Origin of the sequence: Agromyces sp. S2-1-8 (assembly GCF_021129215.1) — a bacterium.
Classification (GTDB): Bacteria; Actinomycetota; Actinomycetes; order Actinomycetales; family Microbacteriaceae; genus Agromyces; species Agromyces chromiiresistens.
Genome location: NZ_JAJOLP010000001.1, coordinates 2,040,555 through 2,054,927, shown reverse-complemented (window position 1 = coordinate 2,054,927; position 14,373 = coordinate 2,040,555). Strand labels below are relative to the sequence as shown.

At 69.9% G+C, this 14,373-nt stretch carries 15 protein-coding genes; 4 read left to right on the top strand and 11 right to left on the bottom strand.

Translation table 11 applies throughout. The features are described 5' to 3' along the window. Positions 1-28: 28 nt before the first annotated feature. Positions 29-439 carry a histidinol dehydrogenase gene (locus LR269_RS09405; protein ID WP_231430503.1) on the bottom strand — a complete coding sequence of 137 codons (411 nt, stop codon included), beginning with the start codon at positions 437-439 and terminating at the stop codon, positions 29-31. Positions 440-588: 149 nt separating this feature from the next. Here LR269_RS09405 and LR269_RS09400 point away from each other — a divergent pair, with 149 nt between their 5' ends. Further along, complete coding sequence (locus LR269_RS09400; protein WP_231430502.1) at positions 589-1,416, top strand: enoyl-CoA hydratase/isomerase family protein; 828 nt, start codon at positions 589-591, stop codon at positions 1,414-1,416. Positions 1,417-1,504: 88 nt separating this feature from the next. On the opposite strand, the gene LR269_RS09395 is transcribed toward LR269_RS09400, so the two are convergent. The 6 genes from LR269_RS09395 to LR269_RS09370 all read right to left on the bottom strand — a co-directional run bounded on the left by LR269_RS09395 (position 1,505) and on the right by LR269_RS09370 (position 10,068). Further along, positions 1,505-2,281: a M23 family metallopeptidase gene (locus tag LR269_RS09395; protein ID WP_231430501.1), complete on the bottom strand. Its 777-nt coding sequence runs from the start codon at positions 2,279-2,281 to the stop codon at positions 1,505-1,507. Positions 2,282-2,509: 228 nt separating this feature from the next. Beyond that, a complete protein-coding gene (gene typA, locus LR269_RS09390; RefSeq protein ID WP_231430500.1) occupies positions 2,510-4,414 on the bottom strand; it encodes a translational GTPase TypA in 1,905 nt (634 codons plus the stop codon). Positions 4,415-4,713: 299 nt separating this feature from the next. Beyond that, on the bottom strand, positions 4,714-6,432 hold the full coding sequence (locus tag LR269_RS09385; RefSeq protein WP_231430499.1) for an ABC transporter ATP-binding protein: 1,719 nt from the start codon (positions 6,430-6,432) through the stop codon (positions 4,714-4,716). Then, entirely contained in the window at positions 6,429-7,388 is a 960-nt protein-coding gene (locus LR269_RS09380) for an ABC transporter permease (RefSeq protein ID WP_231430498.1), read from the bottom strand. The genes LR269_RS09385 and LR269_RS09380 overlap by 4 nt, the downstream gene beginning before the upstream one ends. Beyond that, positions 7,381-8,307: an ABC transporter permease gene (locus tag LR269_RS09375; protein WP_231430497.1), complete on the bottom strand. Its 927-nt coding sequence runs from the start codon at positions 8,305-8,307 to the stop codon at positions 7,381-7,383. Before LR269_RS09375 ends, LR269_RS09380 begins: the two co-directional genes overlap by 8 nt. A gap of 132 nt (positions 8,308-8,439) precedes the next feature. Continuing rightward, entirely contained in the window at positions 8,440-10,068 is a 1,629-nt protein-coding gene (locus LR269_RS09370; RefSeq protein WP_231430496.1) for an ABC transporter substrate-binding protein, read from the bottom strand. 206 nt (positions 10,069-10,274) lie between these two features. Between LR269_RS09370 and LR269_RS09365 the strand changes: the two genes are divergently transcribed. Continuing rightward, positions 10,275-11,099 carry a CPBP family intramembrane glutamic endopeptidase gene (locus tag LR269_RS09365; protein ID WP_255679888.1) on the top strand — a complete coding sequence of 275 codons (825 nt, stop codon included), beginning with the start codon at positions 10,275-10,277 and terminating at the stop codon, positions 11,097-11,099. Here the strand turns inward: LR269_RS09365 and LR269_RS09360 are convergent. After that, a complete protein-coding gene (locus LR269_RS09360) occupies positions 11,041-11,526 on the bottom strand; it encodes a hypothetical protein (protein WP_231430494.1) in 486 nt (161 codons plus the stop codon). The two genes, LR269_RS09365 and LR269_RS09360, sit on opposite strands and share 59 nt — an antisense overlap. A 176-nt stretch (positions 11,527-11,702) precedes the next feature. Here LR269_RS09360 and LR269_RS09355 point away from each other — a divergent pair, with 176 nt between their 5' ends. Next, positions 11,703-11,918, top strand: coding sequence for a hypothetical protein (locus LR269_RS09355; protein ID WP_231430493.1), 216 nt, complete (start codon positions 11,703-11,705; stop codon positions 11,916-11,918). Positions 11,919-11,930: 12 nt separating this feature from the next. Here the strand turns inward: LR269_RS09355 and LR269_RS09350 are convergent, their stop codons facing one another. The 3 genes from LR269_RS09350 to LR269_RS09340 form a co-directional block, all read right to left on the bottom strand. Next, on the bottom strand, positions 11,931-12,446 hold the full coding sequence (locus LR269_RS09350) for a hypothetical protein (RefSeq protein ID WP_231430492.1): 516 nt from the start codon (positions 12,444-12,446) through the stop codon (positions 11,931-11,933). 81 nt (positions 12,447-12,527) lie between these two features. Further along, the gene (locus LR269_RS09345; protein ID WP_231430491.1) at positions 12,528-13,229 is read right to left on the bottom strand and encodes an anti-sigma factor; all 702 of its coding nucleotides are present in this window, start codon (positions 13,227-13,229) and stop codon (positions 12,528-12,530) included. Further along, complete coding sequence (locus LR269_RS09340; protein ID WP_231430490.1) at positions 13,226-13,756, bottom strand: sigma-70 family RNA polymerase sigma factor; 531 nt, start codon at positions 13,754-13,756, stop codon at positions 13,226-13,228. The genes LR269_RS09345 and LR269_RS09340 overlap by 4 nt, the downstream gene beginning before the upstream one ends. 101 nt (positions 13,757-13,857) lie before the next feature. Between LR269_RS09340 and LR269_RS09335 the strand changes: the two genes are divergently transcribed. Further along, positions 13,858-14,373, top strand: coding sequence for a DUF2231 domain-containing protein (locus LR269_RS09335; RefSeq protein WP_231430489.1), 516 nt, complete (start codon positions 13,858-13,860; stop codon positions 14,371-14,373).

The window sequence follows — 14,373 nt, the reverse complement described above, 5'->3', positions numbered from 1 at the left end:
GCTCCTTCGGAGAGGCTGGATCTTCAGTCTATGCGCGGGCTCGGGCCCGCGACGGCAACTCGGGCCACGCGACGACGAGCACGGCGATGAGCGCGGGCGCGAACGACCAGACGGTGCCGAGGAGGTCGCCGACGACGAGCACCGAGCCGCCCGGCCCGGGCAGGTAGGTGAGCACGGCGACCATCACCACGAGGCCGGCCGCCGCGGCGGCCGTGATCGCGCGGCCCCGGGTCACGAGCCGGATGCCGACGAGGAGGGCGGCGATGCCGATGATCGCGACGACGAGGCCCCACGGGATCACCGCGTCACCGATGCGGAGCACCTGCCGGTGGCCGACCGTGGCGATCGCGCCGTAGACGGCGCCGACGAGTGCGGCGACGACGAGCGCGCCGACACGGGCGGCGATCGACGGCGACTCGTGGCGCACGACGTCGCTCATCGGGCGGCAGGGGTGGGGGTCGACGGCATGCGACGAGTCTACCGGGGCGGGCCCTCGGTGGGCTTGCGCCGGCGACCGCCGGCGCAGCGCCCGCGGGAGCCGATGCCGTAGCGTGGTCGGCACGCACCGAAGCACCGAGAGGATCGACGATGACCGACGCCACGACCGCCGCCCCGACCGACGTCCCCGAGGTGCGGGTCGAACGCGACGCCGACCTCGCCGTCGTCACGATCGACCGGCCGAAGGCACTCAACGCCCTCTCCCCCGCCGTGCTCGCCGCGCTCGAGACGGCGTTCACCGGGTTCGCCGACGAGATCGCCGGCGACGGTGCGGCGGTGCGCGGCGTGCTGCTGACCGGCGCGGGCGGACGAGCGTTCATCGCCGGCGCCGACATCCGGGCGATGGCCGGCCTCACCCCCGAGGAGGGCGAGGCGGCTGCACGCGCCGGCCACCGGGTCGCCGCCGCGATCGAGGCGCTGCCGGTTCCCGTCATCGCCTGCGTCGACGGGTTCGCGCTGGGGGGCGGGCTCGAGATGGCGCTCGCGTGCGACTTCATCTACGCGACCGACGCCTCGGCGTTCGGCCAGCCCGAGGTGCATCTCGGACTCATCCCGGGCTTCGGCGGTACGGTGCGACTGCCCCGCACGATCGGCCTCGCCCTCGCGAAGGAACTGATCTACACCGGCCGCCGCATCGGCATCGACGAGGCCGTCGCGGCGGGGCTCGTCGCCCGCCGCTTCGCCGACCGCGAGTCGATGTTCGCCGGCGCGCGCGAGACGATCGCGCTCGTGTCGCAGAACGCCGCCCCGGCCGTGGGCCTCGCGAAGCGCGTGCTCGTCGATGCGACGGGGATGCCGACCGCGACGGCGAGCGATCTGGAGATCGCGGGCTTCGGCGATGCGTTCCGAACGGCCGACATGCGCGAGGGGGTCTCGGCGTTCATCGAGAAGCGGGAACCCCGCTTCACCGGGGCGTAGGACGCCGAGCGGCCGAGGAGCGCGCGCCGACGGAGCACGCGTATCGAGACCGGCGATCGTCGGCGCTCCTCGACCACCCGAGAGGACGTCAGCCGATGTGGGCGGCGAGCCAGGCGAACCCGTCGAACCGGGCCCCGTCGGCACCGAACATCTCGAGGTGCAGGTGCGGGCCGGTCGACTGGCCGGTCGTGCCGACGAGGCCGAGCTGCTGGCCGGCGGCCACGCGCTGACCGACCGACACCGCGATCGAGCCGAACTGCATGTGCGCGTACGAGCTCGTGACGAGCTCGCCGCCGATGTTGTGCTCGACCTCGACGTTGACGCCCAGGCCGCCGCCGTTCTCGGTCGCCTTCACGACGACGCCGTCGGCGATCGACATGACCGGCGTGCCGTCGCCGGGCGTGAAGTCGACCCCGTCGTGGAACGTCGAGCAGCCCGCGCAGGGTGCATCGCGCGGGCCGTAGCCGCCGCTGCGGCGGTCGGGGTTCTGCACCGGCCACACGACCACGTCGGACTCGATGATCGACACCGAGCCGAGCCCCGCGACCTGCGAGACGATGGGCGGCGGCGCCTTGACGACGTCGTACGACTCGGCCGCGAGCGTCGCCTCGACGGCGTCGGCACCGACCTCGACGTGTTGCGGGGTGAAGCTCACGGTGTCTTCGACGGGGGCATAGACCGACGCGCGGGACTCGGCATCGGTCGCGGTCACGGCGAGGGCGGGCACGCTCGTCGCGACGATCATCGCGCCGACGAAGCCCATCGCGGCGATCGAGAGCGCTTGGCGAGCGGTCGCTGGGCGACGTGCGGGGCGGCGGGCAGGAACGGGGGCGGCCGCGCGGCGGCCGTGCTGGGGGGAAGTCATCACGCGTTACGTATCAAAGGGGGTCGGGTTTCGTGGCGAAACTGGCTTGAGATCGAGACAATCTCAGCTACCGTACGCAGCGTTTCTGAGAGGAACCTCCGATACGCATGCATGGAAGCCGTGCGCCCATGCGCGCTCTCCCCGCCCCGCCCCCGCCGCAGACACGACGACGCGGATGCCTCGGGGCCGGCCCCGGGGCATCCGCGTCGTGTGGTGGCGGAGCTGCGCTCAGCCCTGCTTCTTGAGGCGCGACGCCGCACGGGCGCGCGCCGTCTGGTCGAGCTCGACCTTGCGGATGCGCACCTTCTCGGGCGTGACCTCGACGCACTCGTCCTCGCGGGCGAACTCGAGGCACTCCTCGAGCGTCAGCTGGCGCGAGGGCGTCATCGACTCGAAGGTGTCGGCGGTCGACGAACGCATGTTCGTGAGCTTCTTCTCCTTCGTGATGTTGACGTCCATGTCGTCGGCGCGCGAGTTCTCGCCGATGACCATGCCCTCGTAGACCTCTTCGGTCGGGTTCACGAAGAAGGTCATGCGCTCCTGCAGGGCGATGATCGCGAACGGGGTCACGACGCCGGCGCGGTCGGCGACGATCGAGCCGTTGTTGCGGGTCGTGATCGCACCCGCCCACTCGTCGTACCCGTGCGAGATCGCGTTCGCGATGCCGGTGCCGCGCGTGATCGTCAGGAACTCGGTGCGGAAGCCGATGAGACCGCGGCTCGGCACGATGAACTCCATGCGCACCCAGCCGGTGCCGTGGTTCGACATGTTGTCCATGCGGCCCTTGCGGGCGGCGAGCAGCTGCGTGATCGCGCCGAGGTACTCCTCGGGGGCGTCGATCGTGAGGTGTTCGTACGGCTCGTGCGTCTTGCCGTCGACCTGCTTCGTGACCACCTGCGGCTTGCCGACGGTGAGCTCGTAGCCCTCACGGCGCATCTGCTCGACGAGGATCGCGAGCGCGAGCTCGCCGCGGCCCTGCACCTCCCACGCGTCGGGGCGGCCGATGTCGAGCACGCGCAGCGACACGTTGCCGACGAGCTCGCGGTCGAGCCGGTCCTTCACCATGCGGGCGGTGAGCTTGTGGCCCTTGACCTTGCCGACGATCGGCGAGGTGTTGGTCCCGATGGTCATCGAGATCGCGGGGTCGTCGACGTGGATCGCGGGCAGCGGACGCACGTCGTCGGGATCGGCGAGCGTCTCGCCGATCGTGATGTCCTCGAAGCCCGCGACGGCGATGATGTCGCCGGGGCCGGCCTCCTCGGCCGGGAAGCGCTCGAGCGCCTTCGTCTTCAGGAGCTCCGTGACGCGCACGTTCGAGTGCGAGCCGTCGTGGCGCACCCAGGCGACCGTCTGCCCCTTCTTGATCGTGCCGTTGAAGACGCGCAGGAGCGCGAGGCGGCCGAGGAACGGCGACGCGTCGAGGTTCGTGACCCACGCCTGCAGCGGCGCCTCGTCGTCGTACGAGGGCGCGGGGACGTGCTCGAGGATGGCGCCGAACAGCGGCTCGAGGTCTTCGTTGTCGGGCAGCGCGCCGTTCGCGGGCCGCGTGAGCGAGGCGCGGCCGGCCTTGCCGGATGCGTACACCACCGGCACGTCGAGCAGGGCGTCGACGTCGAGGTCGGGCACGTCGTCGACGAGGTCCGACGCGAGGCCGAGCAGCAGGTCGTGGCTCTCCTCCTCGACCTCCTCGATGCGGGCATCGGGACGGTCGGTCTTGTTGACGAGCAGGATCACGGGCAGTCGCGCCTCGAGCGCCTTGCGCAGCACGAAGCGGGTCTGCGGCAGCGGGCCCTCGCTCGCGTCGACGAGCAGCACCACGCCGTCGACCATCGAGAGACCGCGCTCGACCTCGCCGCCGAAGTCGGCGTGGCCCGGGGTGTCGATCACGTTGATCGTGACGGGCCCGTCGGTCGCGTGGACCCCGTTGTACTCGACGGCGGTGTTCTTCGCGAGGATCGTGATGCCCTTCTCGCGCTCGAGCTCGTTCGAGTCCATCGCGCGGTCGTCGACGTGGGCGTGCTCGGCGAACGAGTGGGTCTGCTTGAGCATCGCGTCGACGAGCGTCGTCTTGCCGTGGTCGACGTGCGCGACGATCGCGACGTTGCGCAGGGAATTGCGGGTGGCCTTCGCCATGGATTTTCGTCCTCGCGGTGAGGCATCCGCCGGATCGGCCCGCCGGCCCGGAAACGGGCTCGGCTGGGCCGCGCGGATGCGCTGGATGGGAGTCTGTGGGAGCGCGGACGACCGTGGATCGACGGTTCGCGCCATGACAGCCTACCGCGCGCAACCGTGTGAACGCCGAACGCCCGGCATCCGATGTCGGATGCCGGGCGTTCGGGCGCATCTTGGGCGGCGTGGATGCCTCTCGGCCTCCTGCGCCCCCAGCTCGATGTCTCGCGCGCTTCGGAGCAGGTTGGCTGCCTTGCGGCGGCCTACGCCCCCAGCTCGATGTTCGCCCCGGGGATGGCGGCGAGCAGGTCGCGCGTGTACTGCTCCTTGGGGCTGCCGAAGACCTCGTCGGTCGTCGCCGCCTCGACGATGCGCCCCTTCTGCATCACGCAGACGTTGTCGGCGATGACGCGCACGACCGCGAGGTCGTGGGTGATGAAGAGGTACGTGAGGTTGAGCTCGGCCTGGAGCTCGGCGAGCAGGCGCAGGATCTGCGCCTGGACGAGCACGTCGAGCGCCGACACGGCCTCGTCGAGGATGACGATCTCGGGCTTGAGCGCGAGCGCCCGCGCGATGGCGATGCGCTGTCGCTGGCCGCCCGAGAGCTCGTTCGGATAGCGGCCGAGGAGCGTGCGCGGCAGCGACACCTGGTCGAGCAGCTCGAAGACGCGCTCGCGACGCGATGCCTTCGTACCGACCTTGTGCGTCTGCAGCGGCTCGGCGATCGTGTTGCCGATGTTGCGGAGCGGGTTGAGCGAACCGTACGGGTCCTGGAAGACCGGCTGCATGCGGCTGCGGAGCGCGAACAGCTCCTTGCCGCTCGTCGACGCCAGGTCCTTTCCGCCGACGACGATCTTGCCGCTCGTCGCCTCTTCGAGCTTCAGCAGCATCTTCGCGACGGTCGACTTGCCCGAGCCCGATTCACCCACGAGCGCCGTGGTGGTGCCGCGCCGGATCTGGAACGAGACGTCGTCGACCGCCTTGAAGTCGCCGGAACCGCGGATCTTGAACACCTTGGTGAGGTTCTCGACCACGATCGCCGGCGGCTGCGCGGCGGCGGCCTCGAGTGCCTCGGCGCGGGCCTCGGCCGTCGCGATGAGGTCGATCGCCTCGCCCGCCGCGGTCGCCGCGTCGGCCGCGATGGCCGACTCGGCCGCCGCGATGCTGCCCGTCGCCTGGATGCGGCGCGAGGCGAGGCTCGGTGCCGCGGCGACGAGTCGCTGCGTGTACGGGTGCTGCGGGTTCTGCAGGATCTCGCGCGACGGGCCCGCCTCGACGACCTGGCCCTTGTACATGACGAGCAGCTGTTCGGCGCGCTCGGCCGCGAGGCCGAGGTCGTGCGTGATGAACAGCAGGGTCGTGCCGAGCTCGCGGGTGAGCGACTCGAGGTGGTCGAGGATGACGCGCTGAACGGTGACGTCGAGCGCCGAGGTCGGCTCGTCGGCGATGAGCAGCTGCGGGTTCGCCGCGAGGCCCATGCCGATGAGCACGCGCTGGCGCATGCCGCCCGAGAACTGATGCGGGTACTGCTTGAGGCGACGGTCGGCGTCCTGCAGGCCCGCCTCCTTCAGCACCTGGATCGCACGCGCCTTGACCTCTTTGCGGCCCGTGGCGATGCCGTTGGCACGGATCGCCTCCTCGACCTGGAAGCCGATCGACCACACGGGGTTGAGGTTCGACATCGGGTCCTGGGGCACGAAACCGATCTTGCGACCGCGGATGTGCTCCATCTCGTTCTGCGAAGCCTTGGCCAGGTCTTCGCCGTCGAGCAGGATCTGCCCGCCGGAGATGTGGCCGGTGCCCGGCAGCAGGTTGATGATCGCGTGCGCGGTCGTCGACTTGCCGGAGCCCGATTCGCCCACGATCGCGAGGCTGGAGCCGCGGTCGAGCGTGAAGCTCACGCCGCGGACCGCCTGCACGACACCGTTCTGGGTGCGGAACGCGACCTCGAGGTCTTTGACTTGGAGCAGGGGGGTGCTCATCGCTGGGCCCTCGCCTTCGGGTCGAGTGCGTCTCGCACGACTTCACCGAGCATGATGAACGAGAACACGGTCAGGGAAAGCGCGATCGACGGGTAGATCAGCACCTGCGGAGCGGTGCGGAGCGTCGTCTGCGCCTGGGCGATGTCGTTGCCCCACGACATGATGTTCGTCGGCAGGCCGACGCCGAGGAACGACAGGGTCGCCTCGGCGACGATCGCGCCGGCGAGCGAGATCGTCGCGATGACGATGACCGGGGCGATGGAGTTCGGCACGACGTGCGCCCAGAGGATCTTGAACCGCGATACGCCGATCGCCGTGGCGGCGGTGACGAAGTCGGAGTTCTTGACCCTCAGGATCTCGGACCTCAGCACTCGGGCTGTGGCCGGCCACGCGAAGATGCCGATCGCGAGGGAGATGACCCACACGCTGCGGTAGTTCGCGAGCACCGTCATGATCACGACCGCCGCGAGGATGTAGGGGATCGAGAAGAAGATGTCGCCGACGCGCGAGAGGATGCCGTCGGTCCAGCCGCCGTAGTAGCCCGCGAACGCGCCGAAGATCACACCGAGCGTGAACACGAGGATCGTCACGATGATGCCCACCGAGAGCGAGGTGCCCGCACCGTGCACGATGCGCGACCAGACGTCGCAGCCCTGCCGGGTGAAGCCGAGCGGGTGACCCGCGACGGGTGCGCCGTTGCTGTTGGCGAGCAGGCAGTTCGCGTTCGGAGGCTCGTTCGTGAACAGTCCGGGGAACAGCGCGATGAACACGATGATGAGGATCAGCGCGGACGAGATCCAGAACATCGGTCGGCGGCGCAGGTCGGCCCACGCGTCGATCCAGAGGTTCGACGGCTTGCCCTCGGTCTTGACCGAGTCGATGGCCTCGAGCTTGGTCTCCTCCAGCGGGGCGACGTAGTGCTCGATCGGGAGCTTCGATGAAGACTGGTCAGGCATAGCGGATCCTCGGGTCGAGCACGGCGTAGAGAAGGTCGATCAGGAGGTTCACGATGAGGTACAGCAGCACCATGATCGTGACGAAGGACACGACGGTGGGTCCTTCACCTCGGATGACCGCCTGATAGAGGGTTCGACCGACGCCGGGCACGTTGAAGATGCCCTCGGTGACGGTCGCGCCGACGAGGAGCGTGCCGAAGTCGGTGCCGAGGTACGTGACGACCGGGATCAGCGAGTTGCGCAGGATGTGCACCGGCACGATGCGCTTGCCGGAGAGTCCCTTGCTGTACGCGGTGCGCACGAAGTCGAGCCCCTGGGTCTCGATGACCGAGGAGCGCGTCAACCGCGAGATCTGCGCGAAGCTGATGGTCGCCAGCACCAGGGCCGGGAGGATGAGGTCCTGGGTCGGAGCACCGGCACCCACGGTCGGGCTGAACCAGCCCCACTGGATGCCCATGAAGTACTGCGCGACGAAGCCGAGCACGAAGATCGGCAGCGAGATGAGCACGAGGCTCACGCCGAGGCCGGTCGCGTCGAAGATTCCGCCCTTGCGCAGGCCGCTGATGAGGCCGACCGAGATGCCGGCGATCATCTCGAAGAAGATCGCGAGCAGCGCGAGGCGGATCGTCACCGGGAACGTTCGGGCGAGGACTTCATTGACCGGCTGGCCCGAGTAGGTGACGCCGAAGTCGCCTTGGAAGATGCCCGCGAGGTAGTAGAAGTACTGCACGATGAACGGTTCGTTCAGGTGGTACTGCTCGCGGAGCTGCTCGATCACACCGGGCGCCGGTGGCCGGTCGCCGAAGAGCGCCGCGATCGGGTCTCCGGGCATGGAGAAGACCATGAAGTAGATGAGGAAGGTGGCTCCGAGGAGCACGGGGATGATTTGGAGGAGTCGCTTTCCGGTGTACCAGAGCATCAGCGCTCCTCAGTGTCTAGTGCTGAGAGCATTTTGGGCCGCAATCACAGAGTCGTTCGGATATCAGCATGATGTCCGGGGCGTTGCCGCCCCGGACATCATGTTAGACGGGATTATAGACGAGGTGTCGTCTTAGCCCTGCGCCTTGGTGATCTCGGTGTACAGCGGAACCGAGTCCCAGCCGAACACCACGTTGTCGACCGTGTCGGCGGAAGCGCCGGTCACGTTCGAGTACCAGAGCGGGATGGCCGGAAGGTCCTTCAGGAGGACCTCCTGGGCCTTCTGGAAGGTCGCGGTCGCGTCTTCCGGAGTAGCGGCCTGCGAGCCCTCCTTCAGGAGGCCGTCGAACTCGGCGCTCGAGTAGCCCTCGTAGTTCGACCCGGCACCGGTCTGGTAGAGCGGCGCGAGGAAGTTGTACATCGAGGGGTAGTCACCCTGCCAGCCGGCGCGCGTGCCGCCGGTCAGCTTCTTGTTCTCGCGGTCGTCGAGGGCCGCGGCGAACGTCGGGTAGGGCTTGCCCACGGCCTGGATGCCGAGGGTGTTGGAGATCGAGTTCACGACCGCGTCGACCCAGGCCTGGTGGCCGCCGTCGGCGTTGTACGAGATGTCGAACACGGTGTCGCCGTAGGGCGAGATCGCGTCGGCCTCGGCCCACAGCTTCTTGGCCTCTTCGGGGTTGTAGTCGAGCACCTCGGCGCCCTCGAGCTGGTCGGTCCAGCCCGCGATGACCGGCGAGGTGTAGTCGGTCGCCGGGGTACGGGTGCCCTGGAAGATCACGTCGGTGATCTCGTCGCGGTTGATCGCCATCGAGATGGCGGCGCGACGGAGCTTGCCCTCGTCACCGCTCCAGTGCTCGAGGTAGTACGGCATGTTGAAGCCCTGGAAGATGGCCGCCGGCTGGTTGACCGCACGGTCGCCGAACTCGTCCTCGTAGGTCGCGAGCGCCGAGTCGGGCACGGCGTCGAGCACGTCGAGGTTGCCGGCCTGGAGGTCGGCGTACGCCGAGTCCTGCGAGGCGTAGAAGACGATGGTCAGGCCACCGTTCTTGGGCGTGCGAACGCCGTCGTAGTCGGGGTTCGTGACGAGGTCGATCTTCTCCTCGTGCGTCCACGCGTCGTCGCCGGCGAACATGTACGGGCCGTTGCCGATCGGGTGCTCGCCGAAGGCCTCCATGTCGTCGTACGCCGACTCGGGGAGCGGGTAGTACGCCGTGTAGCCGAGACGCAGCGGCCAGTCGGCCTCGGGGGCGACGAGCTTGACCGTGAAGGTCTTGTCGTCGACCACGTTGAGGCCGGTCAGCTCCGAGTCCTCGGTGTAGCTGAAGCCCTCGATGTTGTCGAAGAAGTACGAAGCGCTCTGGGCGTTGCTGAACTTCGCGCCGTAGTTCCACGCGTCGACGAACGACTGCGCGGTGACGTCGGTGCCGTCGGTGAACTTCTGCCCGTCCTTGAGGGTGACGGTCCAGGTCTGCTTGTCGTCCGACTCGATCGACTCGGCGACGTCGTTCACGATCTCGCCGTCGGCCGTGTACGACACGAGGCCCGCGAAGAGCGAGGTGACGATCTTGCCGCCGCCGGTCTCGGTGGTGTTGGTCGGGATCAGCGGGTTCTGCGGCTCGGAGCCATTCGTCGTGATGATCGCGGTGGGGTCGCCAGCGGCCTCGGTGGACTCGCCCCCGCCGCCGCTCGTGCAGCCGGTGAGCACCAGTGCGCCGGCGGCAGCAAGAGCAATGGCTGCAGCGCCGATTCTCTTGTTCTTCAATGTTCCTCCTGTGAGATGGGCGCGGAACAACACGGCTCTTGGCCGGGCTGTGCGCTTCGTGGTGCCAGACTACGAATCGTTCCCTGAGATGCAAAGTCGAGACGGAAACCGTTACCGAGGCGCAACCTAGCGACACCTTGCACGACATATTCCGCCGCGAATGCGCACGATCGTTGCGTGGGCGCCTCCCGTGCGATGATTGCGGCATGCCGGATGCACGACCACTGCACAGGCCGCACACAGGTGAACCCAAGGTGCGTGGTGCGCACGCGCGCTGGGCGTTCCGGCTGCGCGCCGAGATCGTCATCGTGCTCGGGCTCTCGCTCGGTGCGTCCGCGGTCTACTCGATCGTGTCCATCATCGCCCGCGTGACCGACACGACCCCGCTCGCGAAGCAGTCGGCGGCGATCAACCAGTCGCGTTCGAGTCGCGAGTGGCTCGACTTCACCTACCAGTTCCTCGACGTGTTCTTCGGCCTCTTCGTCGTCGCCCTCGCGATCTACCTGCTGTGGCAGCCGACGCGCAGCGGATTCCGCCGCATCGGGTTCGACCTCACGCGGCCCGGCCGCGACGCGGCATCCGGCCTCGCCCTCGTGCTCGTGATCGGCCTGCCCGGCCTCGCCCTCTACGCGCTCGGACGCGCGGCCGGCATCACCGTGACCATCGTGCCGTCACCGCTCGACACGCACTGGTGGACGGTGCCGATCCTCGTGCTCGCGGCGCTCAAGGCCGCCCTCACCGAGGAGATCATCGTCGTCGGCTACCTGTTCACGAGGCTGCGCGAACTGGGGGTGGGCCCGTGGGCGACGATCGTCTCGAGCGCGCTCCTGCGCGGCACCTATCACCTCTACCAGGGCTTCGGTCCGTTCGCGGGCAACGTCGCGATGGGGATCGTGTTCGGCTGGTGCTATTCGCGCTGGGGCCGCACGATGCCGCTCGTCATCGCCCATTGGGTGCTCGACATGGCGTCGTTCATCGGGTACCCGCTCGCGGTCGCGTGGTGGCCCGGGCTCTTCGCTCCGCCGGCCTGAGCGACCGCGTCGTCCCGCGATGGCGGGGACCGACGAGCACGCGGATGCCTCGGGCGAGTCGCCTGCGGGGCGAGGCGTGCCTCGGGGCGAGGTGCCGTGCCGTCCGTTCGGGGCGCACCTCGGCGACGACGGCCGGCGCCTCCGCGACCGCCCGCACCTCGGGTGCGGCCTCGTCGGGCGGGATCGTCGCCGGCTCGAGGTCGCCCGAGAGTCGCATGCGCCGGGTCGGGGTGCAGACGACGCCGAGGTAGCCGCCGCGGGCGTAGTCCATCACGTCCTGCGCGTGCCGGATCGCCTCGGCCGCCTCGCCGACGCTGCCGCGGCGACGCATGCGCTGCTCGAGCACCCCCGTGTCGGCCGTCGCGACGCTCACGATGACGAACGTCGCGATGATCGCGATACCTGCGATCACATCGATGCCAGGCATGCGGCACCTCCCCGTGCGAGTGGAGCTCGGGCAGCCCGAACGGAAAGCCCGAGAGAATCTCAGTGTACTCCCGGGGTCGGTTCGGGGGTCCACCCGGAATCGGCGATCCGCCGCGCCGACGAGTCTTGAACCGCCCCCGGCCCGGGGGCGCCCACCGGCTCCGCCGGATCACAGAGATGGAATCGATTCCCATGAACCTCGCCGCCGCCTTCGCCGCCGGGCACCTCGCCGGCCGCGCCACCGACCGCCTGCACCGCACGACCGAGGCGGAGATCCGCGAAGCGCACGAGCGTGCCGTCGCCCGGCGAAGCGTCCGCTCCGGCGAGCCCGTGCCCGCGGCCCGGCGCGAGCTCACGGAGCGCGGCCGACACGCCGCGCCCCGCCTCGTGTAGCTGCGAACGCCGTCAGCCGCCGACCTTGTCGCCCGCCGGGGTCAGCACCCACCACACTCCGCCGACCCCCTGGCCGTTCGTGTCGCCCGCGGCGCTGTCGCCCGCATAGGTGTACAACGGCCAGCCGTTGAGCGTCACCTGCTTCGAGCCGTCGACTCCCGTGATCGTGCCGACCTCACCGGTCACGCCCTCGACCTCCGGCGCGTCGGAGTCGGTGGTCACGGCGGGCCAGTTCGTCGCGCACTGGCCCTCGCAGGTGCTCGAGTCGCCGCCCTGCGTGTCGGTGTCGAACATGTAGACGGTCATGCCGTGGCCGTCGACCACGATCTCGCCGAGGTCGGAGTCCGCGGTCGTGAGCGCCGACGACGAGCCGGCACCGCTGTCGGGCGCCTCCGTCGCGGTCGACGTCTCCCCACCGTAGCCCGTTCCGTCGGACGTGCCGCCCGACCCGCCGGACGTCCCCGTGCAGCCCGCGAGCGCGATGACGAGCCCGAGCACGGCGGCTCCTGTTGCAATGCGCGATTTCATGCGAATTCCCTCTTCTCCGGCATCGGCCGCGGTCGCGGCCCTGCAGTGAGCACGAGAGGGAGCGACGGATGGTTCAGCCGTTCAGTCGAGTGCGCTCCGCATGAGCACGTCGCCCGAGCCCACCGCCCGGATCTCGAGGGATGCGATCTCGTCGAGGTCGAGAGCGGCTCCCGCCGTGAGCCGGGCCTCGGTGCCCGGACTCGCCCGCCAGCTCGACACGTCCGTGCGCCCGCCGTCGTGCCCGACCACCACGAGCACGTACGGCCAGCTCGCGTCCGCGTCGCCGGATGCCCCGGTGTCGGCGTAGCGGCAGTCGAGTTCGATCCTCGTGCCCCACGCGACCTGTGTGAGCCTCGCGGTCGCGGTCAGCGGCACCTCCGCGACGGATTCGAAGGCCACCGACTCGGAGGCGACGGGCGTGCCGGTGAGGCCGATCGGCACGGCGATCGCGGCGACGAGCAGGACGGCGGCCGCCGCGGACGCGAGCCACCAGGTCCGCGCCCTGCGTCGGCGACGGCGACGACCCTCGAGCCGCACGACGTCGAGGAGGTCGTCGCGCGGGCCCGGCTGGGTGCCGGGCTCGCCCTCGCCGAGGAGTCCGTCGGCGCGCTCGGGCGTCAGGCGTGCGAGCAGGCCGGGCATCGGCGCGAGCTCGGCGACCGCGCGCCGGCAGCGGTCGCAGCTCTCGAGGTGCCGCTCGTACTCGCCGCGCTCGGCCGGCGAGAGCGCACCGAGCACGTAGGCGGAGTCCCATTCCGCGAAGCGCGCGTGATCGGGGTTCATCGCGTCACTCCCTTCTCCTGCAGTGCGAGCCGCAGCGCCCGGAGGCCGTAGTGCAGCCGGGACTTCACGGTACCCTCCGGGATCCCGAGCCGCCGCGCGACCTCCGCCACGCTGCATCCGCCGTAGTAGGCGTGCACGATCACCGCGCGGTGCTCCAGGCTCAGGGTCACCAGCGCCTCCTCGATCAACAGGCTCTCGAAGAGGGCGTCGGTCTCGTCCCCCGTCGGCGGCCCGGGCGGCTCGGGCGCCTCGGCGACTCCGATCTCGTGCCGTCGGCGTGCGCTGCGCGCCTCGTCGATCACGAGGTTGCGGGCGACGGTGATCATCCACGACCTCGTCGACGCGGGTTCTTGGGCGAGGATTCGAGGGCTCCGCCACGCACGCAGGAGCGTCTCCTGCACGATGTCGTCGGCGCCGGCGGGGTCTCCGGTGAGGTGGACCACGTAGCGCCACACCGTCGGGCCGTGCGCCTCGTACAGCGCGACCAGTCGTCGATCGTCATCGAGCGGCTCGTCGTCGTTCGGCATCCGTCACCTCCGGTCCTTCGACGGGAGAACGAGACGGCGGCGCGAAACGTTCAGCCTGCGGTGGAGGTGAACCGGCCGGGCGTGCGCGACGTGTTCTCGGCATGGATTCCACGATCGTCGCACCGCTCGCGTCCGGCGACCTCATCCAGGTCGCCGGACTGCCCCTGCATCCGCTCATCGTGCACGCGGTCGTCGTGCTCACTCCGCTCACGGTACTCGCGCTGCTGCTGGGCACGTTCTGGCCGCGGGCACGCCGCCGCCTCGGCATCGTGACCGCGCTGGGTGCCGCCCTCGTGCTGGTGCTCGTGCCGATCACGGTCGCCGCGGGGCGGTCGCTCGCGGCCGTGCTCGGCCCGATCCCCGCGGTCGCCCGGCATCAGGGGTTCGGCGAGATGCTCCTGCCGTGGGCCATCGCGCTCTTCGTCGTCGCTGCGGGCCAGTGGGCGTGGTTCCGTTTCGCCGACGACCGGGTGCGCCGAGACTCGCCGGGCGCGGCTCGCGCCGTTCGAGTCGGACTCGCCGCAGCATCCCTCGTCGTCGGGGTGGGCACGATGGTGCTGCTGGTGCTCATCGGCGACTCGGGAGCCCGCGCCGTGTGGGGCGGGCTCCCGAGCTGA

Coding starts and splice junctions, on each gene's coding strand:
- LR269_RS09355 (WP_231430493.1), top strand. CDS start 11,703: ATGGAATCGATTCCCATGAACCTCGCCGCCGCCTTCGCCGCCGGGCAC.
- LR269_RS09365 (WP_255679888.1), top strand. CDS start 10,275: ATGCCGGATGCACGACCACTGCACAGGCCGCACACAGGTGAACCCAAG.
- typA (WP_231430500.1), bottom strand. CDS start 4,414: ATGGCGAAGGCCACCCGCAATTCCCTGCGCAACGTCGCGATCGTCGCG.
- LR269_RS09375 (WP_231430497.1), bottom strand. CDS start 8,307: ATGCTCTGGTACACCGGAAAGCGACTCCTCCAAATCATCCCCGTGCTC.
- LR269_RS09385 (WP_231430499.1), bottom strand. CDS start 6,432: ATGAGCACCCCCCTGCTCCAAGTCAAAGACCTCGAGGTCGCGTTCCGC.
- LR269_RS09395 (WP_231430501.1), bottom strand. CDS start 2,281: ATGACTTCCCCCCAGCACGGCCGCCGCGCGGCCGCCCCCGTTCCTGCC.
- LR269_RS09335 (WP_231430489.1), top strand. CDS start 13,858: ATGGATTCCACGATCGTCGCACCGCTCGCGTCCGGCGACCTCATCCAG.
- LR269_RS09350 (WP_231430492.1), bottom strand. CDS start 12,446: ATGAAATCGCGCATTGCAACAGGAGCCGCCGTGCTCGGGCTCGTCATC.
- LR269_RS09345 (WP_231430491.1), bottom strand. CDS start 13,229: ATGAACCCCGATCACGCGCGCTTCGCGGAATGGGACTCCGCCTACGTG.
- LR269_RS09380 (WP_231430498.1), bottom strand. CDS start 7,388: ATGCCTGACCAGTCTTCATCGAAGCTCCCGATCGAGCACTACGTCGCC.
- LR269_RS09340 (WP_231430490.1), bottom strand. CDS start 13,756: ATGCCGAACGACGACGAGCCGCTCGATGACGATCGACGACTGGTCGCG.
- LR269_RS09400 (WP_231430502.1), top strand. CDS start 589: ATGACCGACGCCACGACCGCCGCCCCGACCGACGTCCCCGAGGTGCGG.
- LR269_RS09360 (WP_231430494.1), bottom strand. CDS start 11,526: ATGCCTGGCATCGATGTGATCGCAGGTATCGCGATCATCGCGACGTTC.
- LR269_RS09405 (WP_231430503.1), bottom strand. CDS start 439: ATGAGCGACGTCGTGCGCCACGAGTCGCCGTCGATCGCCGCCCGTGTC.